The sequence below is a fragment of the Methylobacterium dankookense genome (assembly GCF_902141855.1).
In the GTDB taxonomy this organism is placed as follows: domain Bacteria; phylum Pseudomonadota; class Alphaproteobacteria; order Rhizobiales; family Beijerinckiaceae; genus Methylobacterium; species Methylobacterium dankookense.
In genome coordinates, this window is sequence record NZ_CABFVH010000037.1 from 25,451 (window position 1) to 47,967 (window position 22,517).

The 22,517-nt window shown below is 72.2% G+C and carries 24 protein-coding genes; 11 read left to right on the forward strand and 13 right to left on the reverse strand.

What is annotated here, in order from left to right; genetic code table 11:
- The first annotated feature begins 42 nt into the window (after positions 1-42).
- The 4 genes from gatA to gatB all read left to right on the forward strand — a co-directional run bounded on the left by gatA (position 43) and on the right by gatB (position 4,473).
- Positions 43-1,524, forward strand: a complete 1,482-nt coding sequence (gene gatA / locus MTDSW087_RS21805; protein ID WP_144766982.1) for an Asp-tRNA(Asn)/Glu-tRNA(Gln) amidotransferase subunit GatA — start codon at positions 43-45, stop codon at positions 1,522-1,524.
- Positions 1,521-1,820, forward strand: a complete 300-nt coding sequence (locus MTDSW087_RS21810; RefSeq protein WP_144767006.1) for a hypothetical protein — start codon at positions 1,521-1,523, stop codon at positions 1,818-1,820. Before gatA ends, MTDSW087_RS21810 begins: the two co-directional genes overlap by 4 nt.
- 9 nt (positions 1,821-1,829) lie before the next feature.
- Positions 1,830-2,930, forward strand: coding sequence for a glycosyltransferase family 61 protein (locus MTDSW087_RS21815; protein WP_244948396.1), 1,101 nt, complete (start codon positions 1,830-1,832; stop codon positions 2,928-2,930).
- Positions 2,931-3,000: 70 nt separating this feature from the next.
- Positions 3,001-4,473 carry an Asp-tRNA(Asn)/Glu-tRNA(Gln) amidotransferase subunit GatB gene (gene gatB, locus MTDSW087_RS21820; protein ID WP_144766983.1) on the forward strand — a complete coding sequence of 491 codons (1,473 nt, stop codon included), beginning with the start codon at positions 3,001-3,003 and terminating at the stop codon, positions 4,471-4,473.
- Positions 4,474-4,689: 216 nt separating this feature from the next.
- Here gatB and MTDSW087_RS21825 read toward each other — a convergent pair whose 3' ends face one another.
- The 6 genes from MTDSW087_RS21825 to MTDSW087_RS21850 form a co-directional block, all read right to left on the reverse strand.
- Positions 4,690-5,394, reverse strand: a complete 705-nt coding sequence (locus MTDSW087_RS21825) for a response regulator transcription factor (protein WP_144766984.1) — start codon at positions 5,392-5,394, stop codon at positions 4,690-4,692.
- The gene (locus MTDSW087_RS21830) at positions 5,391-7,016 is read right to left on the reverse strand and encodes a sensor histidine kinase (RefSeq protein WP_144767008.1); all 1,626 of its coding nucleotides are present in this window, start codon (positions 7,014-7,016) and stop codon (positions 5,391-5,393) included. The genes MTDSW087_RS21825 and MTDSW087_RS21830 overlap by 4 nt, the downstream gene beginning before the upstream one ends.
- A gap of 136 nt (positions 7,017-7,152) precedes the next feature.
- Complete coding sequence (ppx, locus tag MTDSW087_RS21835) at positions 7,153-8,673, reverse strand: exopolyphosphatase (RefSeq protein ID WP_238179199.1); 1,521 nt, start codon at positions 8,671-8,673, stop codon at positions 7,153-7,155.
- Positions 8,674-8,890: 217 nt separating this feature from the next.
- Positions 8,891-11,269 carry an RNA degradosome polyphosphate kinase gene (locus MTDSW087_RS21840; protein ID WP_244948397.1) on the reverse strand — a complete coding sequence of 793 codons (2,379 nt, stop codon included), beginning with the start codon at positions 11,267-11,269 and terminating at the stop codon, positions 8,891-8,893.
- Between the two features lie 154 nt (positions 11,270-11,423).
- Positions 11,424-12,134, reverse strand: coding sequence for a P-loop NTPase family protein (locus MTDSW087_RS21845; protein WP_144766985.1), 711 nt, complete (start codon positions 12,132-12,134; stop codon positions 11,424-11,426).
- Positions 12,135-12,249: 115 nt separating this feature from the next.
- Positions 12,250-13,347, reverse strand: coding sequence for an AI-2E family transporter (locus MTDSW087_RS21850; protein ID WP_144766986.1), 1,098 nt, complete (start codon positions 13,345-13,347; stop codon positions 12,250-12,252).
- A 143-nt stretch (positions 13,348-13,490) separates the two neighbouring features.
- Here MTDSW087_RS21850 and purM point away from each other — a divergent pair, with 143 nt between their 5' ends.
- A complete protein-coding gene (purM, locus tag MTDSW087_RS21855; protein ID WP_144767010.1) occupies positions 13,491-14,552 on the forward strand; it encodes a phosphoribosylformylglycinamidine cyclo-ligase in 1,062 nt (353 codons plus the stop codon).
- On the forward strand, positions 14,549-15,205 hold the full coding sequence (gene purN, locus MTDSW087_RS21860) for a phosphoribosylglycinamide formyltransferase (protein ID WP_186383950.1): 657 nt from the start codon (positions 14,549-14,551) through the stop codon (positions 15,203-15,205). The genes purM and purN overlap by 4 nt, the downstream gene beginning before the upstream one ends.
- Before the next feature lie 150 nt (positions 15,206-15,355).
- Here purN and MTDSW087_RS21865 read toward each other — a convergent pair whose 3' ends face one another.
- Both MTDSW087_RS21865 and ndk read right to left on the reverse strand, forming a co-directional pair.
- Positions 15,356-15,718, reverse strand: coding sequence for a hypothetical protein (locus MTDSW087_RS21865; protein WP_142585576.1), 363 nt, complete (start codon positions 15,716-15,718; stop codon positions 15,356-15,358).
- Between the two features lie 166 nt (positions 15,719-15,884).
- On the reverse strand, positions 15,885-16,307 hold the full coding sequence (ndk, locus tag MTDSW087_RS21870) for a nucleoside-diphosphate kinase (RefSeq protein ID WP_144766988.1): 423 nt from the start codon (positions 16,305-16,307) through the stop codon (positions 15,885-15,887).
- Between the two features lie 232 nt (positions 16,308-16,539).
- Between ndk and MTDSW087_RS21875 the strand changes: the two genes are divergently transcribed.
- Entirely contained in the window at positions 16,540-17,031 is a 492-nt protein-coding gene (locus tag MTDSW087_RS21875; RefSeq protein WP_144766989.1) for a DUF2147 domain-containing protein, read from the forward strand.
- Positions 17,032-17,069: 38 nt separating this feature from the next.
- Here the strand turns inward: MTDSW087_RS21875 and MTDSW087_RS30350 are convergent, their stop codons facing one another.
- Positions 17,070-17,207: a hypothetical protein gene (locus tag MTDSW087_RS30350; RefSeq protein WP_186383951.1), complete on the reverse strand. Its 138-nt coding sequence runs from the start codon at positions 17,205-17,207 to the stop codon at positions 17,070-17,072.
- Between the two features lie 167 nt (positions 17,208-17,374).
- Here MTDSW087_RS30350 and MTDSW087_RS21880 point away from each other — a divergent pair, with 167 nt between their 5' ends.
- Together MTDSW087_RS21880 and ruvX are read left to right on the forward strand one after the other, a co-directional pair.
- Positions 17,375-17,941 (forward strand): SMI1/KNR4 family protein, encoded by a 567-nt coding sequence (locus MTDSW087_RS21880; RefSeq protein WP_144766990.1) that lies wholly within the window; start codon positions 17,375-17,377, stop codon positions 17,939-17,941.
- 10 nt (positions 17,942-17,951) lie between these two features.
- Positions 17,952-18,464 (forward strand): Holliday junction resolvase RuvX, encoded by a 513-nt coding sequence (gene ruvX / locus MTDSW087_RS21885; protein ID WP_144766991.1) that lies wholly within the window; start codon positions 17,952-17,954, stop codon positions 18,462-18,464.
- A 15-nt stretch (positions 18,465-18,479) separates the two neighbouring features.
- Here ruvX and MTDSW087_RS21890 read toward each other — a convergent pair whose 3' ends face one another.
- Complete coding sequence (locus tag MTDSW087_RS21890) at positions 18,480-19,178, reverse strand: MOSC domain-containing protein (RefSeq protein WP_238179315.1); 699 nt, start codon at positions 19,176-19,178, stop codon at positions 18,480-18,482.
- On the reverse strand, positions 19,175-19,897 hold the full coding sequence (locus MTDSW087_RS21895; RefSeq protein WP_306421690.1) for a glutamine amidotransferase: 723 nt from the start codon (positions 19,895-19,897) through the stop codon (positions 19,175-19,177). The genes MTDSW087_RS21890 and MTDSW087_RS21895 overlap by 4 nt, the downstream gene beginning before the upstream one ends.
- A gap of 59 nt (positions 19,898-19,956) precedes the next feature.
- Between MTDSW087_RS21895 and MTDSW087_RS21900 the strand changes: the two genes are divergently transcribed.
- Both MTDSW087_RS21900 and MTDSW087_RS21905 read left to right on the forward strand, forming a co-directional pair.
- Positions 19,957-20,490 carry a helix-turn-helix domain-containing protein gene (locus MTDSW087_RS21900; RefSeq protein WP_186383952.1) on the forward strand — a complete coding sequence of 178 codons (534 nt, stop codon included), beginning with the start codon at positions 19,957-19,959 and terminating at the stop codon, positions 20,488-20,490.
- A 97-nt stretch (positions 20,491-20,587) separates the two neighbouring features.
- Positions 20,588-21,091 (forward strand): DUF3280 domain-containing protein, encoded by a 504-nt coding sequence (locus MTDSW087_RS21905; protein ID WP_373322003.1) that lies wholly within the window; start codon positions 20,588-20,590, stop codon positions 21,089-21,091.
- A gap of 12 nt (positions 21,092-21,103) precedes the next feature.
- Here the strand turns inward: MTDSW087_RS21905 and MTDSW087_RS21910 are convergent, their stop codons facing one another.
- Both MTDSW087_RS21910 and dprA read right to left on the reverse strand, forming a co-directional pair.
- A complete protein-coding gene (locus tag MTDSW087_RS21910) occupies positions 21,104-21,283 on the reverse strand; it encodes a hypothetical protein (protein WP_144766994.1) in 180 nt (59 codons plus the stop codon).
- Positions 21,284-21,299: 16 nt separating this feature from the next.
- The gene (gene dprA / locus MTDSW087_RS21915; protein ID WP_144766995.1) at positions 21,300-22,466 is read right to left on the reverse strand and encodes a DNA-processing protein DprA; all 1,167 of its coding nucleotides are present in this window, start codon (positions 22,464-22,466) and stop codon (positions 21,300-21,302) included.
- Between the last annotated feature and the right edge of the window lie 51 nt (positions 22,467-22,517).

Sequence of the window (22,517 nt, forward strand, 5' to 3'; positions counted from 1 at the left end):
CCGGGCAGGGCCCGCCGCCGCGGCGGGCATGAGGACGGACACGTGAGCGAACTCAACGAACTCACCCTCGCCGAGGCGCGCGACGGGCTGAAGGCCAAGCGCTTCTCGGCCCGCGAGCTGACGCAGGCGCATGTCGACGCCGTCGAGAAGGCGCGCGCCCTCAACGCCTTCATCCTGGAGACGCCCGAGCGCGCGCTGGCCCAGGCCGAGGTCTCGGACCGGAAGATCGCCGCCGGCGAGGCCCGCCCCCTCGAGGGCCTGCCGCTCGGCATCAAGGACCTGTTCTGCACCCACGGCGTCACCACCACCGCGGGCTCCAAGATCCTCGAAGGCTTCGAGCCGCACTACGAATCGGCCGTGACCGCCAATCTCTGGCGCGACGGCGCCGTGATGCTGGGCAAGCTGAACCTCGACGAGTTCGCCATGGGCTCCTCGAACGAGACCAGCGCCTACGGCACCGTGGTCTCGCCCTGGCGCCGCACCGGCTCCGACGCGCAGATCGTGCCCGGCGGCTCGTCCGGCGGCTCGGCGGCGGCGGTCGCCGCCCATCTCTGCCTCGGCGCCACCGCCACCGATACCGGCGGCTCGATCCGCCAGCCCGCGGCCTTCACCGGAACGGTCGGCATCAAGCCGACCTACGGGCGCTGCTCGCGCTGGGGCACGGTGGCCTTCGCCTCCTCCCTCGATCAGGCCGGCCCGATCGCCCGCACGGTGCGCGACTGCGCGGTGCTGCTCGCCTCCATGGCCGGTCCGGATGCGCGCGACACCACCTGCGTGGACCTGCCGGTGCCCGATTTCGAGGCGGCGGTCTCCCGCGGCGTGAAGGGGCTCACCATCGGCATCCCGAAGGAGTACCGGGTCGACGGCATGCCGGCCGAGATCCAGAAGCTCTGGGACCAGGGCGCCGCCTGGCTGAAGGAGGCCGGCGCGACGATCAAGGAGATCTCGCTGCCCCACACGCAATACGCGCTGCCGGCCTACTACATCGTGGCCCCGGCCGAGGCCTCCTCCAACCTCGCCCGCTACGACGGCGTGCGCTACGGCCTGCGCGTTCCGGCCAACGACATCGTCGGCCTCTACGAGAAGACCCGCGCGGCGGGCTTCGGCCGCGAGGTCAAGCGCCGCATCATGATCGGCACCTACGTGCTCTCGGCGGGCTATTACGACGCCTATTACGTGCGCGCCCAGAAGATCCGCACCCTGATCAAGCGCGACTTCGAGGCGGCCTATGCCGAGGGCGTCGACGCGATCCTCACCCCCGCCACCCCGTCGGCCGCCTTCGGCATCGGCGAGAAGGCCTCCGCCGACCCGGTCGAGATGTACCTCAACGACGTGTTCACGGTGACGGTGAACATGGCGGGGCTCCCCGGCATCGCCGTGCCGGCGGGCCTCGACAGCCAGGGCCTGCCGCTCGGCCTCCAGCTCATCGGCCGGCCCTTCGACGAGGAGACCCTGTTCGCCGTCGCCCAGACCATCGAGGATGCGGCCGGGCGGACCGCGCTGCCGAAGCCCTGGTGGGCATGACCGTCCCCTATTATCCCTGGACCGTCTGGATCTGGGCGGGGCTCGACCCCGTCCTGATCGGGCTCGCCCTCTATCTCGGCTGGACCGCGAGCCAGTTCGGCAAGGTCTTCATCGCGGCGATCATCGCGCTCGCCGTCTCGGTGCTGGTCTCCTGGGCGATCGGCACGGTGGGCATTCCCTGGCCGGCCCCGGTGAGCCATGACGGGCCGACCTTCTTCCCGGTCCGCACCGTGGCGGCCCTGCTCTGGGCGATCCTGGGCTTCTCCGCCCGCCGCCTCGTCCGGCGCGGGGCCTGACACGCGGCCGTGGAGACCGTCGAGCTGCGCGAGGCGCTCGCGGCCGGGCGCGGCGAGATCCTCGACCTCAGCCATTCCCGCCATGCCCGGCCGCGCCCGCCGGACCTGATGATCGGCGCGGTGACGCCCGCGCTGATGCGGGCCTATTTCACCGAATCGCTCGTCCACGGCGCCGCCGTGCTCCGCGTGCGCGAGGCCGAGGTGCTGCGCGAGGGCGCCGTGCTCCTCGACGGGCGCTTCGCCCTGTGCGGCCAGATCAACGTCGATCCGGGCTATCCCGCCCGTTTCCACCCCGACCTGGCTGAGCGGCGCCCCACCCTCCCCCTGCGCCGGATCGCGGAGGAGGTCGTGCTGCTCGCGGGCGCCGGCCACACCGTCTACGGGCACTGGCTCGCGGACTTCCTGCCGAAGCTCTACCTGCTGCACCGGGCAGGCTACCGTCTGGAGCGCCTGCGCATCCTCCTGCCCGACGACACGCCCGCCTTCGCCCGCGCCTGGCTCGCGGCGCTCGGCATCGAGGCGGGGCAGATCCTGCCCTACGCCCCCTGGGGGGAGCGCCTCGCCTGCGCGCAGCTCGTCGTCCCGGGGGCCCTGCGCCATGCCAGCCGCGCTGCGCCGATGCTGGCGGAGGCCCGGACCTTCCTGCTCGACCGCCTCGGATACCGCCGCCCGCGCTGGCGCCCGGCGCCCCGGCCGCGGCGCCGGCTCCTCGTCGCCCGCTCCGAGAATCCGGCGACCCTGAACCGGCGGCGCCTCGCCGAGCGCGCCCTGCTCGCCGAGCGCGCCGCCGCCCGCGGATTCGAGACGGCGCGGCCCGAGACGCTGCCGATCCCCGAGCAGGTCGCGCTGTTCCGCTCGGCCGCGACGCTCGTCGGCGAGTACGGCTCGGGCCTGCACGGCTCGCTCTTCGCCGAGCCCGGCGCCACCGTGCTGTCCCTGCGCAACGGCGACCCGGCCCTCGGCTTCCTGCAGAGCGGCCTCGACCACGTGCTCGGCCATGCCAGCGGCTACGTGATCGGCACGGAGCCCGACGCGGAGGGCGGCTTCTCGGTGGAGCCCCGCGACATCGACGCGGCCCTCGCCTGGCTCGACTGGGCCCGCCCCGCTTGACCCCGGCGCCAGCCGGTTCCTACACACGCTCGACACACGAAGCGCTGCCTCGGCGCGGCAAGGTTCGAGCATGACGATCCCCGTGAACCCGAAGAAACTGATCAAGGGCGGCCTGCACGACTGGGAGGTCGTGATCGGCATGGAGATCCACGCCCAGGTCACCAGCCGCTCGAAGCTGTTCTCGGGCGCCTCCACCGCCTTCGGCGCCGAGCCGAACGACAACGTCTCGCTGGTGGATGCGGCGATGCCCGGCATGCTGCCCGTGATCAACACGGAATGCGTGGCCCAGGCGGTCCGCACCGGCCTCGGGCTGAAGGCGAAGATCAACCTGCGCTCGGTCTTCGACCGCAAGAACTACTTCTATCCGGATCTGCCGCAGGGCTACCAGATCTCGCAGTACAAGGACCCGATCGTCGGCGAGGGCGAGGTGCTGGTCGATCTGCCCGACGGCGAGTCGATCACGGTCGGCATCGAGCGCCTGCACCTGGAGCAGGATGCGGGCAAGTCCCTGCACGACCAGGCGCCGAACCAGAGCTTCGTCGACCTCAACCGCTCCGGCGTCGCGCTGATGGAGATCGTCTCGCGGCCCGACCTGCGCTCGTCGGAGGAGGCCAAGGCCTACGTGACGAAGCTGCGCACCATCCTGCGCTATCTCGGCACCTGCGACGGCGACATGGAGAAGGGCAGTCTCCGCGCCGACGTGAACGTCTCGGTGCGCAAACCCGGCGACCCGCTCGGCACCCGCTGCGAGATCAAGAACGTCAACTCGATCCGCTTCATCGGCCAGGCCATCGAGACCGAGGCGCGCCGCCAGATCGCGATCATCGAGGATGGCGGCACGATCAGCCAGGAGACGCGCCTGTTCGACCCCGGCAAGGGCGAGACCCGCTCGATGCGTTCGAAGGAGGAGGCGCACGATTACCGCTACTTCCCCGATCCGGACCTGCTGCCGCTCGAATTCGACCAGGCCTATGTGGACGCGCTCGCCGCCGGGCTGCCGGAGCTGCCGGACGGCAAGAAGGCGCGTTTCGTCGCCGATTTCGGCCTCAGCGCCTACGATGCCGGCGTGCTGGTGGCCGAGCGCGCCTCCGCCGACTTCTACGAGGCCGTGGCCAAGGGCCGCGACGGCAAGGCCGCCGCGAACTGGGTGATCAACGAGCTGTTCGGCCGTCTCAACAAGGAGGGCCTCGGCATCGATCAGAGCCCCGTCTCGGCCGATCAGCTCGGCGCGATCATCGACCTGATCGGCGAGGGCACGATCTCGGGCAAGATCGCCAAGGACCTCTTCGAGATCGTCTGGACCGAGGGCGGTGATCCGCGCGCCGTGGTCGAGGCCCGCGGCATGAAGCAGGTCACCGACACGGGCGCCATCGAGACGGCGGTCGACGAGATCATCGCCAAGAATCCCGACAAGGTCGCCCAGGCGAAGGAGAAGCCGACCCTGCTCGGCTGGTTCGTCGGCCAGACCATGAAGGCCACCGGCGGCAAGGCGAACCCGGCCGCGGTCAACGCCCTGCTCAAGGCCAAGCTCGGCATCGAGTAGGCCGCAGGATCCCCTCTCCCCGCGCGCGGGGAGAGGGTCGCGACGACCCCGTCGTCGTCGCGACAAGGCGGCAGCCGGGGGTGAGGGGGCGGTTCCGAAGGAGCCTCTTCCGGAATCACCGCCGCTCCGGCTTCGCCTGCGCTTCCCGCAGGCACGACGAGGTGCCTGCGGGCCTCTCCCCGCCCGGCGGGGAGAGGGGGTGCCAAGCCCCCACGATCAGTGCCGGAAGCTCTGGCCCTTCAGCTCCAGCATGAAGCCGCGCCCGCGCACGGTGGTGAGGACGGGGCCGCCGTGGCGGACGAAGTCGGCCATCTTGGAGCGCAGGTAGCCGATATAGACGTCGACCACGTTCAGCGAGAGGCCGCCCTGGCTCGCCCAGAGCTTCTCGAAGATCTCGGCGCGCGAGACCGGGCGGTTGGCGCCCTCCATCAGCATGGCGAGCAGCTCCGCCTCGCGCGGCGTCAGCCGGGCCGTGGCCTCGCCGCAGGAGACCTGCCGCGTGTCGAGGTCGAGCGCGAGCTTGCCCGCGCTGAGCGTGGTGCGCGGCGCCTCGGCGCTCTCGCGGCGCATCAGGTGCGTGCGCAAGCGCGCCACCAGCTCGTCGAACTCGAAGGGCTTCACGATGTAGTCGTCGGCCCCGAGCGCCAGCCCCTCGACGCGGTCGCGCACCTCGTCGCGGGCGGAGAGGAACAGGATCGGCCCGGGATAGCCGCCGGCCCGCAGGGAGCGGCAGACATCGTGGCCCGAGCCGTCCGGCAGGGTGATGTCGAGCACCACGGCGTTCGGCGTCTCGGCGCGCGCGGCGGAGAGCGCGTCGTCCACGTTGCCCGCCGTGCCCACCTCGAACCCCTCCGCCTCCAGGCCGCGGGCGAGCATGCCCCGGATGTCGATGTCGTCCTCGACGATCAGGATCCGCGTCATGCGGCGTCGTCCTTCTGCTTGAGCGTGTCGGGTTCGATGTCGGTGGTGTGGTCGAGGGCCGGCAGTTCGAGGCGGACCCGGGCGCCGCGCCCGCCCTCGCCCGCACCCAGCGCGATGGTGCCGGCATGCCGCTCCACCACCCAGCGGGCGAGCGCCAGGCCGATGCCGAAGCCGCCCTCGGCCGGGCGCTCGCCGCGGCGGAAGCGCTCGAACAGGGCCTCCTCGGCGGCGCCGAAGCCCGGGCCGTCGTCGCTGACGGTGACGATGGCCGCGGCGCCCGCCGCGCTCGTTCCCGACGCCAGGGCGACGGTGACGCGGGTCAGGCCGGTGGCGTGGCGCAGCGCGTTGTCGATCAGGCTCTCCACCACCTGACGCAGCCATTCCGGATCGGCCATCAGCTCGACGTCGCGGGCGCCCGGATCGAAATCGAGCGCGACGCGGCGGCGGGCGGCCTCGGAGGCGCTGTTGTCGACGGCCTCGGCCAGCACGGACGCAGCGCCGACGAGGCGGCGGTCGAGCTCGATCTCGCCGGATTCCGAGCGGGCGACGCGCAGGAGGTCCTCGACCCTGAGCTTCAAGCGCTGCGCCCGCTTGCGGATGGTGGCGAAGGCCGGGCCGTGATCGACCGCCCGGCCGGCGCTGCGGGCGGCGATGTCGCATTCGCCGAGGATCACGGTGAGCGGCGTGCGCAGCTCGTGGCTGACATCGGCGAAGAAGCGGCGGCGCGAGCGGTCCACCGCCTCGAGCCGGGCATTGGCGGCGCGCAGGTCCGCGGTGCGCGTCTGGATGGTCTGCTCCAGCTCCGACCGGTCGGCGGCGACGCGGCGCTCGCGCCGGGCGAGGCGCGCGGCCATGCGGTTGAAGTTCGCGACCAGGAGGCCGAGCTCGTCCCGGGTCGCCACGGAGAGGCGGGTGTCGAGCTCGCCGCGGCCGACCGCGCCGGCCGCGCGCCGCACCGCCTCGATCCGCGCGAGCGTCGGGCGGGTCACGCTGCGGTAGAGCACGGTGACGAGGACGAGCGCCGCGAGCACCGCCAGGGCCGAGGCGACGCGCAGCCGGTTCGAGAGGGCGCGGGCCTGCTCGGAGCCCAGCACCATGCTGCGCCGCTCCGCCTCGATCAGGAAGGAGAGCGGCTGGCCGGTCATGGCGCCGAAGCCGTTCAGCGCGCCCTTGATCGCGTTCTGGCGCTGCTCCGGCTCGGCATTCCCCCGGGTGATCTGCGCCACCTGCCGGTCGAGGATCACCCGGGCGCCGCGGAGCTGCGCCATCGGGCGGGTGCGGGCGGCGTATTGCATCCGGTCGAGCGGGTCGCCGCTCTCCTGGATGCTTCTCGCCAGCGCCTCGTCCACGGCGGCGAGCGCCCGGTCGACATTGGTGCGCGCGATGGTCAGCGCCTCGGGCTGGGTGTCGGGACTGCCGACCGTCTCGATGGCGGCGAGGCCGAACTGCGTCATGCGGCCGGACAGCTCGGCGAGCAGCTCCAGCCGCCCCTGCGCCTCCAGGGTGCGGTCGATGGTGCGCTCGGCGGCCGCGATCGAGGCCAGCACGCCCGCTGCGGCCAGCACGACGAGCAGGGCTGCCGCGCCGAGCAGCAGCGCGAATCGAACCTTGAGCGAGCGCATCATCCCCGTCCGGCCCGCCTCGCGGGCGGTTGGGACCAAGCATGGCATCCGCCGCCCGGTGGGCCAAGGGGGTGCCAAGGGGATGCCAAGGGGGCGGCGCAGGAGAACGCCCGAAAGGACACCCGGCGCGTATGGATCAGCCCGCGATCACCCGCCCGTCGAGGCTCAGGAGGCGGGCGAGCGCGCGCACCCGGCCCTGCAGGCGCTCGCTGTTGAGGTCCCGCAACTCGGGGGGCAGTTGCAGCGTCACCCGCCCGTCGACCACGGCGAGCGGTGTGGTGCCGAGCACGCCGCCCATCGCCGCCGAGAGCGGGAAGGCGACGCGCAGCAGGGCGCCGAGCAGGCGCGCCCGCTCGAACAGGCGCGGGCCGGCCATCGCCCGCAGCACCGGGTTCGCCCGCTCCGGCGCCACGCCCACATGGCGGAAGGCCACCGCGAGGGCGAGATAGGCGCGGCCCGGATGGTCCACGCCGACGAAGGCCGCGTTCTGGATGAGCGCGATGCTCTGCTCGCCGCGATAGTCCGGATGGGCCCGCCAGCCGAGGTCGGAGAGCAGGCAGGCGGCGTGGCGCAGGCGCCGCTCGTCCGCCGTCTCGGGCCCGTCGAGGCTCTCCACGAAGCGGTCGGTCCAGGCGCGCAGATCCTCGCCGTGGGCGGGGGCGCGGGCGCGCAGGGCGTTCAGCTCGGCGGCCGAGGTCAGGAGCGGGTCGCCGGCGCGCTGGTCGCGGTCGAGCTGCTCGTAGAGCAGGCCCTCGCGCACGCCCGAGGCCGAGATCGCGATCTCGCGCGGCCGCCCGACCCGGATGATCTCCTCCAGAACCACGGCGCCGTAGGCCAGCAGCGGCCGGCGCGCCTCGGAGATCACGTCGACGTCCTGGAGCTGCGCCGCGTCGGACTGCTCGACCACCTGGAGGAAGCTCAGCTCGTCCGAGGGCTCCACCGTGTAGCCGTGCATCACGTGGAGCGGGTATTGCCGCGCGGCCATGTGCAGGCGGGCGAGCGCCCGCCAGGTGCCGCCGACCGCGTAGAAGGTGCGGCCCTTCAGGATCTCGAGCTGGGGCGCGGCCTTGCGCATGTGCTCGCGCACGAGCTTGGCCGCCTTCTTGAGCGAGCCGCCGGAGAGGTCCTGCAGGGCGAGGCCGCCGAGCGGCATCGTCACCCCCTGCCCCACCACCTGGCCGCGCACGTCCACCAGTTCGAGGGAGCCGCCGCCGAGGTCGCCCACCACGCCGTCGGGCGCGTGGAAGCCCGAGATCACGCCGAGGGCCGACAGCTCCGCCTCGCGCCGGCCCGAGAGCAGCTCGATCCGGGTGCCGCAGGCGGCCTCGGCCGCCTCCAGGAAGGCCGGCCCGTTCTCGGCGTCGCGGGCGGCGGCCGTGGCGAGCACGTGCAGCCGGGTGACGCCCATGGTGCGGCAGAGGATGCGGAAACGGGTCAGCGCGCTCAGCGCCCGGCGGACCGCCTCCTCGTTGAGGCGCCCCGTCGTCAGCACGTTGCGGCCGAGGCCACACAACATCTTCTCGTTGTAGATCGGGGTGGGCGCCCGTGTCAGGGCGTCGTAGGTGACGAGCCGCACCGAGTTCGAGCCGATATCGATGATCGCGACCGGGAGCAGCCGGTCGCCCACGGGCCCGGTGGTGGCGGGAAGAAGACCCAACTCTGCCGTTCCTTGGTTTGCGGGCCGCCTCACGGGGGAAGCGGCCCGGCCATAGCTAGATCCAAATCGCGCGGCCGGGAACCGGGCCTTGTTGGGGGAGGGCCGGTTTTCCCGGGCTCCCCGCAGGCTTCTCTTCCCAGCGCGGGACGGGTGCCAGAGCATTTTCCGCGGACGTGGTTGCCGGTTCCGCGACAGAAAATGCGGCCCAATCGATGCGCTACCCTCTCTGTGCCCGGCGGCTCAGCGCCCGCGGGCTCGACTTCTTCGAGGCCTTGCCGCGGCCCGACAGGCTCGGATTCGTCATGAAGTACTTGTGGGCGTTGAAAGGCTCCTCGCCCTCGGCCGGCTGGATCCGCTCGCTCGCGCCCGAGGCCAGCACCCGCCAGCTCTGGCGGTTGTCGAGGAGGTTGGCCAGCATGATCTGGTCGAGCACCTGCTGGTGCACGGTGGTGTTGGTGATCGGCAGGAGCGCCTCGACGCGGCGGTCGAGGTTGCGGCTCATCAGGTCGGCCGAGGAGATGTAGACGGTCGCCTTCGGGTGGGGCAGCCCGACGCCGTTGCCGAAGGCGTAGATGCGCCCGTGCTCCAGGAAGCGCCCGACGATCGACTTGACCCGGATGGTCTCCGAGAGGCCCGGGATGCCGGGACGCAGGCAGCAGATGCCGCGCACCACGCAGTCGATCTGCACGCCCGCCTCCGAGGCGTCGTAGAGCGCGTCGATGATCTGCGCGTCGACCAGCGAGTTGCACTTGATCCAGATCGCCGCCGGCCGCCCGGCCTTGGCATGCGCGATCTCGGCCTCGATGTGCTCCAGCAGCCGCGCCTTCAGGGTCAGCGGCGAGACCGACATGCATTCGAGCTCGGCGGGCTCCGCGTAGCCGGTGATGAAGTTGAACATCCGGCTGACGTCGCGGCCGATCGCCGGGTCGGCGGTGAAGAAGGACAGGTCGGTGTAGATGCGCGCGGTGATCGGGTGATAGTTGCCCGTGCCGATGTGGCAGTAGGTGACGAGGCGCTCGCCCTCGCGGCGCACCACCATCGAGAGCTTGGCGTGGGTCTTCAGCTCGACGAAGCCGAAGACCACCTGGGCGCCGGCCTTCTCGAGGTTCCTCGCCCAGCGGATGTTGGCCTCCTCGTCGAAGCGGGCCTTCAGTTCGACCAGGGCCGTGACCGACTTGCCGAGCTCGGCCGCCTCCGCCAGCGCCGCCACGATCGGCGAGTTCGAGGAGGTGCGGTAGAGCGTCTGCTTGATCGCGACCACGTTCGGGTCGCGCGCCGCCTGGGCCAGGAACTGCACCACCGAGTCGAAGGACTCGTAGGGGTGGTGGACGCAGAAATCCTTCTGCCGGATCGCCGCGAAGACGTCGCCGCCCGATTCGCGGATGCGCTCGGGGAAGCGCGGGTTGTAGGGCTTGAACTTCAGGTCCGGCCGGTCGATCCCGACGATCTGCGACAGCTCGTTGAGCGCGAGCATGCCCTCAACCAGGAAGATCGCGTCGGGGCTGATCTCCACCTCGTCGGCGACGAAGGCGCGCAGGTCCTCCGGCATGCCGGCCTCGACCTCGAGGCGGATGACGACGCCGCGGCGGCGCTGCTTCAGGGCCGTCTCGAAGTGGAGGACGAGATCCTCGGCCTCCTCCTCGATCTCGAGATCGGAATCGCGCACCACCCGGAAGGCGCCCTGGCCGCGCACGTGGTAGCCGGGGAAGAGGCGCCCGGTGAACATCACGATCACCTGCTCGATCGCGATGAAGCGCGCGGCCGGGTCGCCCTCGACGGCGGGCAGGCGCACGAATCGGTCGAGCACGCCGGGCATGCGGATCAGCGCGCGCAGCGTCCGGCCGTCCTTCGGGCGCACCAGCATCAGGGCGATGGTGGTGCCGAGATTCGGGATGAACGGGAAGGGATGGGCCGGGTCGATGGCGAGCGGCGTCAGCACCGGCAGGACGTGGTTGAGGAAGTACTCCTCGAGGAAGCGCTTGTGCTCCGGCTTCAGCTCCCCCGGCTCGACCAGGGCGATGTCGACGGTGAGCAGCTCGGCGCGCAGCTCCCGCCAGCGGGTCTGCTGGTCCTCGGCGAGCCGCGACACCTCAGCCGAGATGCGGGCGAGCTGCTCGGAGGGGGTCAGCCCGTCCTGCGAGGGCAGCGTCAGCCCGGCCCGGACCTGATCGTGCAGGCCGGCGACGCGGACCATGAAGAACTCGTCGAGGTTGTTCGCCGAGATCGAGAGGAAGCGGAGCTGCTCCAGGAGCGGGTGGTTGGTGTTGGAGGCCTCCTCCAGCACCCGGCGGTTGAACTGCAGCCAGGACAGCTCGCGGTTCACGAAGCGCTCGGGGGAGTGGCGGAGCGTGCGGCCGGCCTCGACCACCGGCTCGCGGGCCGGCTGATCGGCGGACGCGGCGGGGGCCTCGGGCAGGTCCGACGCGACCGGCCACTCGTCGGTCTCCTGCGGGTCTGCCGGAGGTGCGGCGCGCACGACCGCGGGCCGGCGCGGCGCAGGGGCTCTGCGGGGCGCCGCGGGCTTGGCCGCCGCCGCTTCCGTCCCCGCATCGTCCAGCTCCGGCTCGACGGCGCGCGCGCCTGCTCTCGGCTCCATTTCCGGCAAGATGGGCTCCCTCTTCTCCTGCCGGCTCCCCTACCAGGGAAACCGGCCGCCAGCATGACAGTTCGATGACGGTGCGGCGTCTCGTGATCCGCGTCCAGCGCAAGGCATCCATTCCGGGCCGAGGCGCCCCGGCCCGGGCACGCCCTCAATCCTCGTCGCCCTCTCCCTCGCCCACCCCCATCCGCTCCAGCACGGCCAGCGCCAGCGGCTTGGTGATGCGGCGCCCGCGCCCGAGGGCGTCGCGGTCGAGCTCGGACACCACCTCGCGGGCGCGCCCGAGCGAGCGATCGATGCGCAGCGCCACCGCGTCGATCACCGCGAGGTCCACCACGAGCTGCCGGTCCACGAACAGCTTCACGATGACGGCCCGCAGGAGCGCGTCGTCGGGGCTGAGGATCTCGGCGCCGGGCGCGAGGCGCAGCCGCGAGCGCAGGTCGGCGGTGCGCAGCTCCAGGGCGTCGACGGGCTTGGCGCTCGTCAGCAGCACCGGGGCCTTCCGCTCGCGGGCGAGGTTGAGGAGGTGGAACAGGGCGGCCTCGTCGCGCGCCTCCGCCCGGTCGACATCCTCGACCACCAGGGCGCCGTTCGAGACGAGATGGGTGACGCTCTCCCCCGTCACGCCGGAGACCGGCACGGTCCAGGCATGGGCGCGGCCCGCCCAGATCGAGGCGAGGTGGCTCTTGCCGCTGCCCGGCGGCCCGGTGAGGACGAGGACCGTGTCCGGCCAGTCCGGCCAGGCCTCGACCAGCGCGTAGGCCGCCTCGTTGGCGGGGCCGACGAGGAAGTCCTCGCGGCCGTAGCGGGGGTCGAGGGGCAGGTCGAAGGCGAGCTGCTTCGGCGGAGCGGTGTCGCGCATGGGGCGGATCATACCATCGTGCCCGCGCCTCGACACGTCGGCGCGAGGGGCGTTCGGGTCGCGGCCGGCGCCCGCGAACGGGCCCGGGCGCGGCGGCTTCATAGCCCGGGCGGCCTCAGCGGTCGCGCGGGGAGATCTCGATCAGGATCGGCTCGCCGTCGTGGTAGAGTCTACTTTGCAGGTATTGCCGCAGGCCGAAGCGCACCAGCACGCCGATCGAGGCGGCCACCGGCACGGCGAGGAGCAGGCCGAGGAAGCCGAAGAGCGAGCCGAAGGCCAGCAGCGCGAACATCAGCCAGACCGGGTGCAGCCCGACCGAATCGCCGACGAGCTTGGGCGAGATGATGTTCCCCTCGAGGAACTGGCCGGTGAGGAAGATGCCGAGCGTCAGCCCGATATGCAGCCAGTCGGAGCCCGGCCAGTACTGGACCAGGGCGACGCCCATGGCGAGCAGGAAGCCGGTGAGCGTGCCGACATAGGGGATGAAGGTGAGGAAGCCGGCGATCAGCCCGATCAGCACGCCGAAGTTCAGCCCGACCAGCCAGAGCCCGACCGCGTAGAAGCTGCCGAGGATCAGGCAGACCAGGGTCTGCCCGCGCACGAAGCCGATGATCGCCCGGTCGATCTGGCGCGCGAGGTCGCGCACGGTCACCTGATGGCGCGGCGGCACCCAGCCGTCGATGGCCGCGATCATGCGGTCCCAGTCGACCAGGATGTAGAAGGCGACGACCGGCGTCACCACGAGGAGCGAGGCGATCGAGATCAGCACCTGGCTGCCGGTCCAGATCGACTTGAGGAAGGCGAGGAGCCACGCGACGCCCTGGGTCGCCAGGGAGCCGACCGAGGATTGCAGCTCGCTCAGTGCGTCGGCGCCGCCGAGCCGCTGCAGCAGCGGGCCGGCGCGCTCGGCCAGGATCGCCTGGAGCCGCGAGACCATCTGGGGCAGGCTGGAGATCAGCGCCGCCACTTGGTTCGCCACCAGCGGCGCGAGCAGCAGCAGGCTCACCACCAGCACGACCACGAAGAGCGCCAGGATGGCGAGGCTCGCGGCGAGCCGCCCGAGGCCGAGCCGCTCCAGCCGGTCGGCCAGGGGATCGAGCAGGTAGGCCAGCGCGATGCCGGCCACGAAGGGCAGCATCACGTCGCGCAGGAGGTAGACGAGGAGGCCGAGCCCCACCAGGGCGCTCAGCCCGATCACCGCCCGCGCGCGCATCGCCCCTCCCCCCAAGCTTCACGTCCGGGCCGAGAGTGGGAACCCCCGGCGTCGCGATCAACCCTCTCCCGACTCGCGCGACGCGCCGCAAGGGGTTAGAGCACGCGAAGTTTGGAACGATGCGGCTCGGAGACGGCGCGGGCATGACGGGCAAGGACGGGCTGACCTACGCGCAGGCGGGCGTGGACATCGATGCGGGCAACGCCCTCGTCGAGACGATCAAGCCGCTGGTGCGCGCCACGCGCCGGCCGGGGGCGGATGCGGAGATCGGCGGGTTCGGCGGCCTGTTCGACCTGAAGGCGGCCGGGTTCAAGGACCCGATCCTGGTGGCGGCCAATGACGGCGTCGGCACCAAGGTGAAGATCGCCATCGAGACGAACCGGCACGCCACCATCGGCATCGACCTCGTGGCGATGTGCGTGAACGACCTCGTGGTGCAGGGCGCCGAGCCGCTGTTCTTCCTCGACTACTACGCCACCGGCAAGCTGGTGCCCGGCGTCGGCGCCGACATCGTGCGCGGCATCGCCGAGGGCTGCCGCCAGGCGGGCTGCGCGCTGATCGGCGGCGAGACCGCCGAGATGCCGGGCCTCTACGACGGCTCGGACTACGACCTCGCGGGCTTCGCGGTGGGCGCGGCCGAGCGCGGCACCCTGCTGCCGAAGCCCGGCATCGCGGCCGGCGACCTCGTGCTCGGCCTGCCCTCCTCGGGCGTCCACTCGAACGGCTTCTCGCTGGTGCGCCGCATCGTCGCCCGCACCGGCCTGCCCTGGGACGCCCCGGCACCCTTCGAGGCGGGCCGCTCCCTCGGCGAGGCGCTGCTGGAGCCGACGCGGATCTATGTGAAGCCCCTGCTCGCAGCCCTCAAGGCCACCGACGGCATCAAGGCCCTAGCCCACATCACCGGCGGCGGCTTCCCCGACAACCTGCCCCGCGTGCTGCCGGACGATGTCGGCATCGCGGTCGACCTCGACGCAGTGAAGGCGCCGCCGGTCTTCGGCTGGCTCGCCCGCGAGGGCGGCGTCGCGGAAGGAGAGATGCTGCGCACCTTCAACTGCGGCATCGGCATGGCCGTGGTGGTGGAGGCGGCCAAGGCCGAGGCGGTGAGCGCGGCGCTGGCCCAGGCCGGCGAGGCGCCGATCCGGCTCGGGCGGATCACCGCGCGCGGGTCCGAGCCCGTCACCTTCGACGGCCGCCTCGCGCTGTGAGCGTGCCGGCCAAGACCCGCGTCGCGATCCTGATCTCGGGGCGCGGCTCGAACATGGTCTCGCTGATCGAGGCCGCCCGCGCGCCGGACTTCCCGGCCGAGATCGTGCTGGTGCTCTCGAACCGGCCGGAGGCGGCGGGGCTCGCCCGAGCGGCCGAAGCCGGGATCGCGACGCAGGCGATCGACCACAGGGCCTATCCGGACCGGGACAGCTTCGACGCGGCGCTCGATGCGGAGTTGCGCGCCGCGAAGGTCGATCTCGTCTGCCTCGCCGGCTTCATGCGGATCTTCACCCCCGGCTTCGTCGAGGGCTGGGCGGGGCGGATGATCAACATCCATCCCTCGCTGCTGCCGTTGTTCAAGGGCACGCAGACCCATGCGCGGGCGCTCGAGGCCGGGGTGCGGCTGCACGGCTGCACGGTGCACTACGTGGTGCCGGAGCTCGATGCGGGGCCGATCGTGGCGCAGGCGGCGGTACCGGTGCGGGCGGGCGACGATCCGGACAGCCTTGCCGACCGTGTGATCGTGCAGGAGCACCGTCTCTACCCGGCGGCGCTCGCCCTGGTGGCGGGCGGAAAGGTCCGCCTGGAGGGCGACCGCGTGGTCTTCGACGCGGACGCCGCACAGGCCGACGGCGCGCTCCTCAGCCTGTAACAGGATACCGAAGGGCCGAGGCCCTTCGGCGAGGTTCGGGGCGCGCAGCCCCGATGGTTCTTCCTGTGCGACGATCCCGATCGTCGCGTCCGGCGCATGGGCGCCGACGCGCGGTCGCGCTTTCGCCCGGGCTCAGGCCCGGACGGGTCCTCAGACCGGCCGCTGCAGCTTGCAGGAATCGAGGGCCGAGAGCGCCTTGGCGCGGGCCGAGTCATTGAAGTAGCCGGTGGCGCGGTAGGCCTCGATCTCGGCCTCGTCGAGGGTGCGCAGGGTCTGGCGGGCGTAGCAGCCGCAGGGGCGCTCCAGGGAGGCCTCGCTGGCATTGGTCATGCGCGCCTGGACGACGGTACAGGCGTGGCGGACACGGGATTCCAGGTTGGCCTTGGGCGCGGTGCGCAAAGCCGGATCGGGCTGGTACTGCTCGAAGGGGGCGGAGGAGCCGCCGGCCAGCGCCGCGGTGGCGCCGAGGGCCAGGAGGCCGGCTGCGAGCGTGAGGGACAGGCGGCGGGTCATGAAAGCGGCGTCCGGGAGCTGGAAAACGAAACCGTGCCCTTGGACGCCCCGAGCGCCCGCCACGTCAATGGCGGCTTGGCCACACCGGCGGCCATTCCGGCCGGCCGCCGCACTACGTAGGTAGAATGGCCGCCGGTGTGCCCCGGCGGCCAGATCCCGGCGGCGCTCAGCCGGCGATGTCGGCGTCTTGGAAGAACTGCGCGATCTCGATCTGGGCGTTCTCGGCGCTGTCCGAGCCGTGCACGGTGTTCTCGCCGACCGACTCGGCGAAGAGCTTGCGGATGGTGCCCTCGGCGGCCTGGGCCGGGTTGGTGGCGCCCATCACCTCACGGTACTTGGCGACGGCGTTCTCGCCTTCCAGCACCTGCACGACGACGGGGCCGGAGGTCATGAACTCCACGAGCTCGCCGAAGAAGGGGCGCTCCTTGTGGACCTCGTAGAACGTCTCGGCCTGCTGGCGGCTCATCTTGATGCGGCGCTGGCCGACGATGCGCAGGCCGGCCTTCTCGATCACCGCGTTGACCGCGCCGGTCAGGTTCCGCCGCGTGGCATCGGGCTTGAGGATGGAAAAGGTGCGCTCGGTGGCCATGCGTGCGGGTTCCGTCTGCGTGAAGTGTGTTCGGCGGTCTTCCGCCTCGCGGAAGCCGTTGCGGCGCCGGGCTTATAGCGGGCGCCCCCTGCGCCCTCAACCCGGGCCGAATCCGGCGCGGCCATGGCTTCGCTGCAACAGTGCCGAAAAAACGCCCGATTGCGACCGCGTACTCCCTTGCAGCCGACCTCCCCGTGTCCAGCGCCCCCGCGCCAGCCCAGGAGACACCCGCATGCGTACCATCCTCGCCACCACCCTCCTCTTCGCCGGCGTCGCCACCGCCTGGGCCGAGGCGCCCAAGGATCCTTCCGGGACCTGGCTGACGGGCGACGGGCGCGCCAAGATCCGCATCGACCGCTGCGGCCCCGGCCAGAGCCTCGTCTGCGGCAAGGTGGTGTGGCTGAAGGTGCCGAACTCCGATACCGGCACGCCGCGGACCGACATCAAGAACCCCGATCCGAAGAAGCGCGCCCGGCCGGTGCTCGGCCTGCCGCTGATCGAAGGCCTCAAGCCCGACGAGGAGAAGTTCTCGGGCGAGATCTACAATATCGAGGAAGGCAAGGTGTACCAGGTCAGCGTCGCGCGCGAGAGCGTCTCGGAGCTGTCGGTCTCGGGCTGCCTGCTCAAGGTGCTGTGCGGCTCGCAGACCTGGACCCGGGTCCCGGACGTGAACCAGCAGGCCGCCGCGGCTCCGGGCGCGCCCCGCGCGAAGGCGGCGGACTAGAGAGCGCTCTCCACCGAAGTGGATGCCGGTTCGGCGCCTCAGGTCACCACGTGGTTCGGCGTCACGGTGGTTTCCACCGAGATGCCGCGGCTCGGCCGCTCAAGCTGGGCCTGCGTGAAGCCGAAGACCAGGATCTCGAAGGCGAGCAGCAGCATCAGCTTGTGCAGGCGCCGCATCTGGCACCGTCCGGCAACGGTCGTCTCTTCGGCGGCCACGCGCGTTCCCCCCGACAAGGTTAAGTATCCGTTAACGCCGTTATGCCGGAACCGCTCCCTCCGGAGCTAGGCATGACTTGGCATTATGGTTAACGGCAGGATCGGCTGTCGCGTGTGGGAGAGTGCGGATGGGGACGGCGCCGTGGTCCGAGGTCTTCACCGAACTCCGCCGGGGCCGCGTCTCCGCGGATGACGAGATCGCGCGGGCGGAGGGCGCGCTCGGCTTTCCCCTGCCGGACTCCTACCGCAGCTTCTGCCGGGCCTGCGGGGCCGGCCTCGCGGGCGGCACGATCCGGATCGCCACGCCCCTGCCCTACCCGGCCGCCGACCTCGTCACCCGCGCCGAGGTGATCGCCCACAGCATCCAGGCGGCGCTCGCGCTGCTCGAGGCGTCGCACGCCTTCTCCGTGGAGGGCGACGACCCCACCGTGCTGGAGCGGGCCTGCTTCTTCGGCGAGGCCGAGGACGGCAGCTTCCTGTTCTGGGACGTCGCCGGCACGGGCGAGTACGACATCTGGGTTCTCGCCCCCGATCTCGAGACGGTGCGATTCGGGGCCGAGAGCCTCGACGCCTTCTTCCGCCGGGTGCAGGGCGAGGGCGTGCGCAGCGTGCTGGGCGAGGCGGCCGAGCCCCTGCCCTCGCTCTTCGAGGGGATCGAGGACGCGGTGCTGGCGCGCGGGGCCGAACCGATCTAACCGCATCGGCATGGATAATCAGGACCTCCGCGCCTTCGCCGAGGCCGCGCGCGGCGGCGCGCGGCTCATCGGCGTCGATCTCGGCACCAAGACGATCGGGCTCGCCCTCTCGGACGTGCAGCGGCGCATCGCGAGCCCGCTGGAGACGATCCGCCGGGTGAAGTTCACGCCGGATGCCGAGCGCCTGCGCGACCTCTGCCGGCAGCATCAGGTCGGCGGCCTCGTCTTCGGCCTGCCCCTCAACATGGACGGTAGCGCCGGCCCCCGGGTTCAGTCGACCCGCGCCTTCGTGCGCAACCTCAAGCCGATCCTCGACCTGCCGGTCCTGTTCCAGGACGAGCGGCTCTCCACCGCGGTGGTCACCCGGGCGCTGATCGAGGCCGACACCTCGCGGGCCAAGCGCGCGCAGCTCGTGGACAAGCTCGCCGCCGCCTACATCCTGCAGGGCGCGCTCGACCGGATGCAGGATCTGGCCACGGACCACCCCGACGAGGACGACCCGCTCGATCGCCACGAGCGTTGACGATCGGCGATCCCGTCAGGGGCCGTCGAGGCGCGGGGCCCAGTCCTCCACGGCGCCGCGCTCCAGGCGCCGCGCGGCGAGGGCCCGCCACGAGGGCGACAGCGCCGCGAGGCCGGTGATCCCGGCCAGCGCATCCCGGTTCAGCCTGTTCCGGTAGAACACGTCGAGGAGGCGGGCGAGCGGCCAGTCCGGATGCGGCCGCGCCGTCAGCTGCAGGCTGTCCCCCGCCGCCACCGTGCCGGGCTCCAGCACGCGGTAGTACCAGCCGGTCCGCCCGCTCGCCTGGACGCGCCGCGCCATGCCCGGCGTGCCGAAGCGGTGGTCGAGTTTCCAGCAGGGCTGGCGGGCCTGGCTGACCTGAAGCAGGGCCGTCCCCGCCCGCCAGAGGTCCCCGACGCAGATTTCGGCCTCGGTGAGGCCGAGGGTCGACAGGTTCTCCCCGAAGGCCCCGGGCCGTTCGAGCGGCGCCGCCGCGGCGCCGCCGAGCTCGGCACGCCAGGCCGGGTAATGGTCGCGGGCGTAGTGGTGGACGGCCTTCTCGGGGCCGCCATGATGGCGGCGGTCGGCCTGCGCGTCGCCCTCCAGGCCCTCCGGGCCGATGCGGACCGGCCGTTCCACCGGCGTCTTGGCGATGCCGCTCAGGGCGCCCGCATTCCCGAGCGGGGCGCAGCCGCCGGTCAGCACGGCCCCGATCGTGACCCTCTCGGCGCTCACCGCCCGAGCCCGGCGAGCCATTCCGCGATGCAGCGGCGCCCGGCCTCGGAAGCTGTAGGGCCGAGGCGTTGCGCATCCGCCCTCAGATCGGCGACGGACAGGCCCGGCACGCCGGCGATCTCGACGGCGTGCCCGATCAGCCAGCGCTCGAACCCGCGCCCGTCCGCCTCCGGGTGGAACTGGAAGCCGAGGGCGTGGCTGCCGAGCGCGAAGGCCTGGTTCGGGCAGATCTCGGTGCTGGCGAGGCGCTCGGCGCCGGCCGGACATGCGAAGCCGTCCCCGTGCCAGTGCAGAACGGGGACGTTGTCGAGATGGCGCAGCGGCCCGGCCCGGCCCGCCTCCGTCAGTGCGACCGGCGCCCAGCCGATCTCCTTGGCGGGGCCCGGTGCGACGCGGGCGCCGAGGGCGGAGGCCATGAGCTGGGCGCCGAGGCAGATGCCCAGGGTCGGCCGGCCGGCGGAGAGGCGGCGGCGAAGCCCCTCGCGCTCGTCCGCCAGGAACGGGTAGAGCGCGTCCTCGTAGGCGCCGACCGGGCCGCCGAGGACGACAGTGAGGTCGGCCTCGGCGAAGGCCTCGCCCTGCCACGGGTCCAGGCCGGCCTCATGGTAGCGGATCCGGTAGCCCGCGGCCTCGATCGGGTCGGCGAAGGCGCCGAGATCTTCGAAATGGACGTGGCGGATGACGAGGGCTTTGCGCATCGGCGGGCCAGAGTTGGACAACTTGTTGTCCACTGGCGGTAGCCGTTGTCCGGATGCGCCGCAAGGGGCATGACCGTCGGATGTCCGTCGTCGCCCAGCGCATCCGCGCCCTCCGCCGCCGCCGCGGCCTCACCGTCGAGGCCCTTGCCGCTGCGGTCGGGATCCACAAGGGCCATCTCTCGCGGGTCGAGCGGGGCGAGAAGGCGCCCTCCGTCGCCACGCTGGAGGCCATTGCAAAGGCCCTCGACGCACCGATGGCCGAGCTGTTCGGCGAATCCGCCGCGGAGACGGACGTGCTGGTGGTGCGGCGCGCGGATCGTGTGGCCGTCCGCGACGGCGCCTACGCGGTCGAGGCCCTGATCCCCGGCTCGACGCGCCGGGCCGCCTCGCTCTACGTGATCGAGCCGGGGGAGGCCTTCCTCACCGAGGACCTGCCGGCCCATGGCGGCCAGGAGATCGCCTATGTCCTCGACGGCGAGGTCGAGCTTCGGGTCGCCGACCGCCTGATCAGGCTCGGCCCGGGCGATTGCGCGACCTATGACGGCGCCCTGAAGCATCGCCTGCGCCGCTGCGGCGCCGCGCCCGCGTCCGTGCTCGTCGTGGTCGCGGACTGACCCGGAGGCTCGGCAGGGCGAGCGCTTCCGGCTCTCGCGCGTTGTCGCGCATGAGGGGCCGCCGGCGGCCCGGTCATCGACACGTCCCGGAGGAATAATGCCCATGCCGTTCGGCTCGACGCGAAGCCTCGTCCTGGCCGGCGTGCTGCTCGCAGCCGCCGCCCTCCCCGCCCGTGCGGAGCCCGAGAAGGTCGCGGTCCTGGACTTCCAATTTGCCCGCGGCGCGCCGCTGCCGCCGACCGAGGAGGACCGGGCGCGGCTGAGGCGCACCGCCGACACCTTCCGCGACCTCCTGAAGGAATCCGGCCGTTACAGCCTGGTCCCGACCGAGCCCGTCCGGATGGAGGTTGCCGAGACGGCGGATCTGCGCGCCTGTGGCGGCTGCGCGGAGCGGTTCGGGCGCAAGCTCGGGGCGGACGGCGTCTTCGTCGGCGAGATCCAGAAGGTCTCGAACCTCATCCTCAACATGAACGTCTACTTCAAGCCGCTCACCGAGGGCGCGCCGGAGAAGGCCTACAGTGTGGACCTGCGCGGCGACACGGACGAATCCTTCGACCGCGGCATCCGCTACCTCGTGAAGAACCAGCTTCTCGTCCGCTAGAGCCGTTCCCGATCACGCTGCAATCGGGAACGGCTCCAAGCTCTTGTTTTGATGCGCCCTCTTGCGCCGAACCGGTATCCACTTCGGCGGCGAGCGCTCCAGCGCATTTTCCGCGGAAGTGGACACCGGTTCCGCGAAAGAAAATGCAGCACAATCAAATAAATAGAACATTTTCTGTGATCCGAGGGTCATGGAAGATGCTCGAGACTCAGCGGATCAGCGAGACCGTTCCGCTGCCGTGGCGCTCGACGCGCCCGTCGAGCTCCAGTTCCAGCAGGATGGTCTGCACCGCGCGCACGGCGAGGCCGGTGGCGCGGGCGAGGGTGTCGGTGGCGACCGGGGCGGGGCTGAGCGCTCCGATCACCCGGGCGCGGGGATCCTCGGACTCGGGCAGGTCCTGCGCGTCGAGACAGGGCGCCGGCACGGGCACCGCGATCCCGTCGAGGTCGATCTCGTCCCAGAAGATCGGCCGGTCCTCGAGGTCGGGGGCGTCGCGCGCGGCCGGCATCTCGCCGGAGACCAGCGGCGCGAGCACGGCGAGTACGTGGTCCACCTCGGCCACCAGGGTGGCGCCCTGGCGGATCAGGTCGTTGGTGCCCTCGGCGCGCGGGTCGAGGGGCGAGCCCGGCACCGCGAAGACCTCGCGGCCCTGTTCCAGGGCGAAGCGGGCGGTGATGAGGGAGCCCGAGCGGCGGGCCGCCTCGACCACGACGGTGCCGTAGGCGAGCCCCGAGATGATGCGGTTGCGCCGGGGGAAGTCGCGCCCCCGCGGCTCCCAGCCCATCGGCATCTCGGCGACGACGGCGCCCCCGGCCTCCAGGATCGACGCGACGAGGCCGGCATGGTTCGCCGGGTAGATCCGGTCGTGCCCGCCCGCCAGCACGCCGACCGTGCCGGTGGCGAGCGCCGCCTTGTGGGCGCGGGCATCGATGCCGCGGGCGAGCCCCGAGACCACGCAGAGCCCGGCCTCGCCGAGTTCACGAGCCAGCCGCTCGGTGAAGGCGCCCCCTGCGGCCGAGGCGTTGCGCGAGCCGACGAGGGCGACGGCCGGGCGGTTCAGCGCGGCGGCCGCGCCGCGCACGGCGAGGAGCGGCGGGGCGGTATCGGTCGCCTGGAGGAGGCGCGGATAATCGGCCTCGCCGGTCGCCACGAAGCGGGCGCCGAGCGTCTCCGCCCGCGCGATCTCGTCGGCGGCCTGCGCGCGGCTCGGCGGCACCACCGGCTTCCCCTGCCGCCGGGTCAGGTCGGGCAGAGCCTCGAGCGCCGCGGAGGCGCCGCCGAAGCGGTTGATCAGGCCGCGGAAGGTGCGCGGGCCGACACCCTCGGTCCGGATCAGCCGGAGCCAGTCGATCCGCTGGGCGTCGGTGAGCTGCATGAGGGAATCCCGTCGTCTCTGGGAACCCTATCACATCGCCCGGCGAATAGT

Bases quoted from the DNA above. Each gene is read 5' to 3' on its own strand.
- MTDSW087_RS21810 (WP_144767006.1), top strand. From the start codon at position 1,521: ATGACCGTCCCCTATTATCCCTGGACCGTCTGGATCTGGGCGGGGCTC.
- gatB (WP_144766983.1), top strand. From the start codon at position 3,001: ATGACGATCCCCGTGAACCCGAAGAAACTGATCAAGGGCGGCCTGCAC.
- MTDSW087_RS21825 (WP_144766984.1), bottom strand. From the start codon at position 5,394: ATGACGCGGATCCTGATCGTCGAGGACGACATCGACATCCGGGGCATG.
- MTDSW087_RS21830 (WP_144767008.1), bottom strand. From the start codon at position 7,016: ATGCGCTCGCTCAAGGTTCGATTCGCGCTGCTGCTCGGCGCGGCAGCC.
- MTDSW087_RS21840 (WP_244948397.1), bottom strand. From the start codon at position 11,269: ATGGAGCCGAGAGCAGGCGCGCGCGCCGTCGAGCCGGAGCTGGACGAT.
- MTDSW087_RS21845 (WP_144766985.1), bottom strand. From the start codon at position 12,134: ATGCGCGACACCGCTCCGCCGAAGCAGCTCGCCTTCGACCTGCCCCTC.
- MTDSW087_RS21850 (WP_144766986.1), bottom strand. From the start codon at position 13,347: ATGCGCGCGCGGGCGGTGATCGGGCTGAGCGCCCTGGTGGGGCTCGGC.
- purM (WP_144767010.1), top strand. From the start codon at position 13,491: ATGACGGGCAAGGACGGGCTGACCTACGCGCAGGCGGGCGTGGACATC.
- MTDSW087_RS21865 (WP_142585576.1), bottom strand. From the start codon at position 15,718: ATGACCCGCCGCCTGTCCCTCACGCTCGCAGCCGGCCTCCTGGCCCTC.
- ndk (WP_144766988.1), bottom strand. From the start codon at position 16,307: ATGGCCACCGAGCGCACCTTTTCCATCCTCAAGCCCGATGCCACGCGG.
- MTDSW087_RS21875 (WP_144766989.1), top strand. From the start codon at position 16,540: ATGCGTACCATCCTCGCCACCACCCTCCTCTTCGCCGGCGTCGCCACC.
- MTDSW087_RS30350 (WP_186383951.1), bottom strand. From the start codon at position 17,207: ATGCGGCGCCTGCACAAGCTGATGCTGCTGCTCGCCTTCGAGATCCTG.
- MTDSW087_RS21880 (WP_144766990.1), top strand. From the start codon at position 17,375: ATGGGGACGGCGCCGTGGTCCGAGGTCTTCACCGAACTCCGCCGGGGC.
- ruvX (WP_144766991.1), top strand. From the start codon at position 17,952: ATGGATAATCAGGACCTCCGCGCCTTCGCCGAGGCCGCGCGCGGCGGC.
- MTDSW087_RS21900 (WP_186383952.1), top strand. From the start codon at position 19,957: ATGTCCGTCGTCGCCCAGCGCATCCGCGCCCTCCGCCGCCGCCGCGGC.
- MTDSW087_RS21905 (WP_373322003.1), top strand. From the start codon at position 20,588: ATGCCCATGCCGTTCGGCTCGACGCGAAGCCTCGTCCTGGCCGGCGTG.
- MTDSW087_RS21910 (WP_144766994.1), bottom strand. From the start codon at position 21,283: ATGACCCTCGGATCACAGAAAATGTTCTATTTATTTGATTGTGCTGCA.
- dprA (WP_144766995.1), bottom strand. From the start codon at position 22,466: ATGCAGCTCACCGACGCCCAGCGGATCGACTGGCTCCGGCTGATCCGG.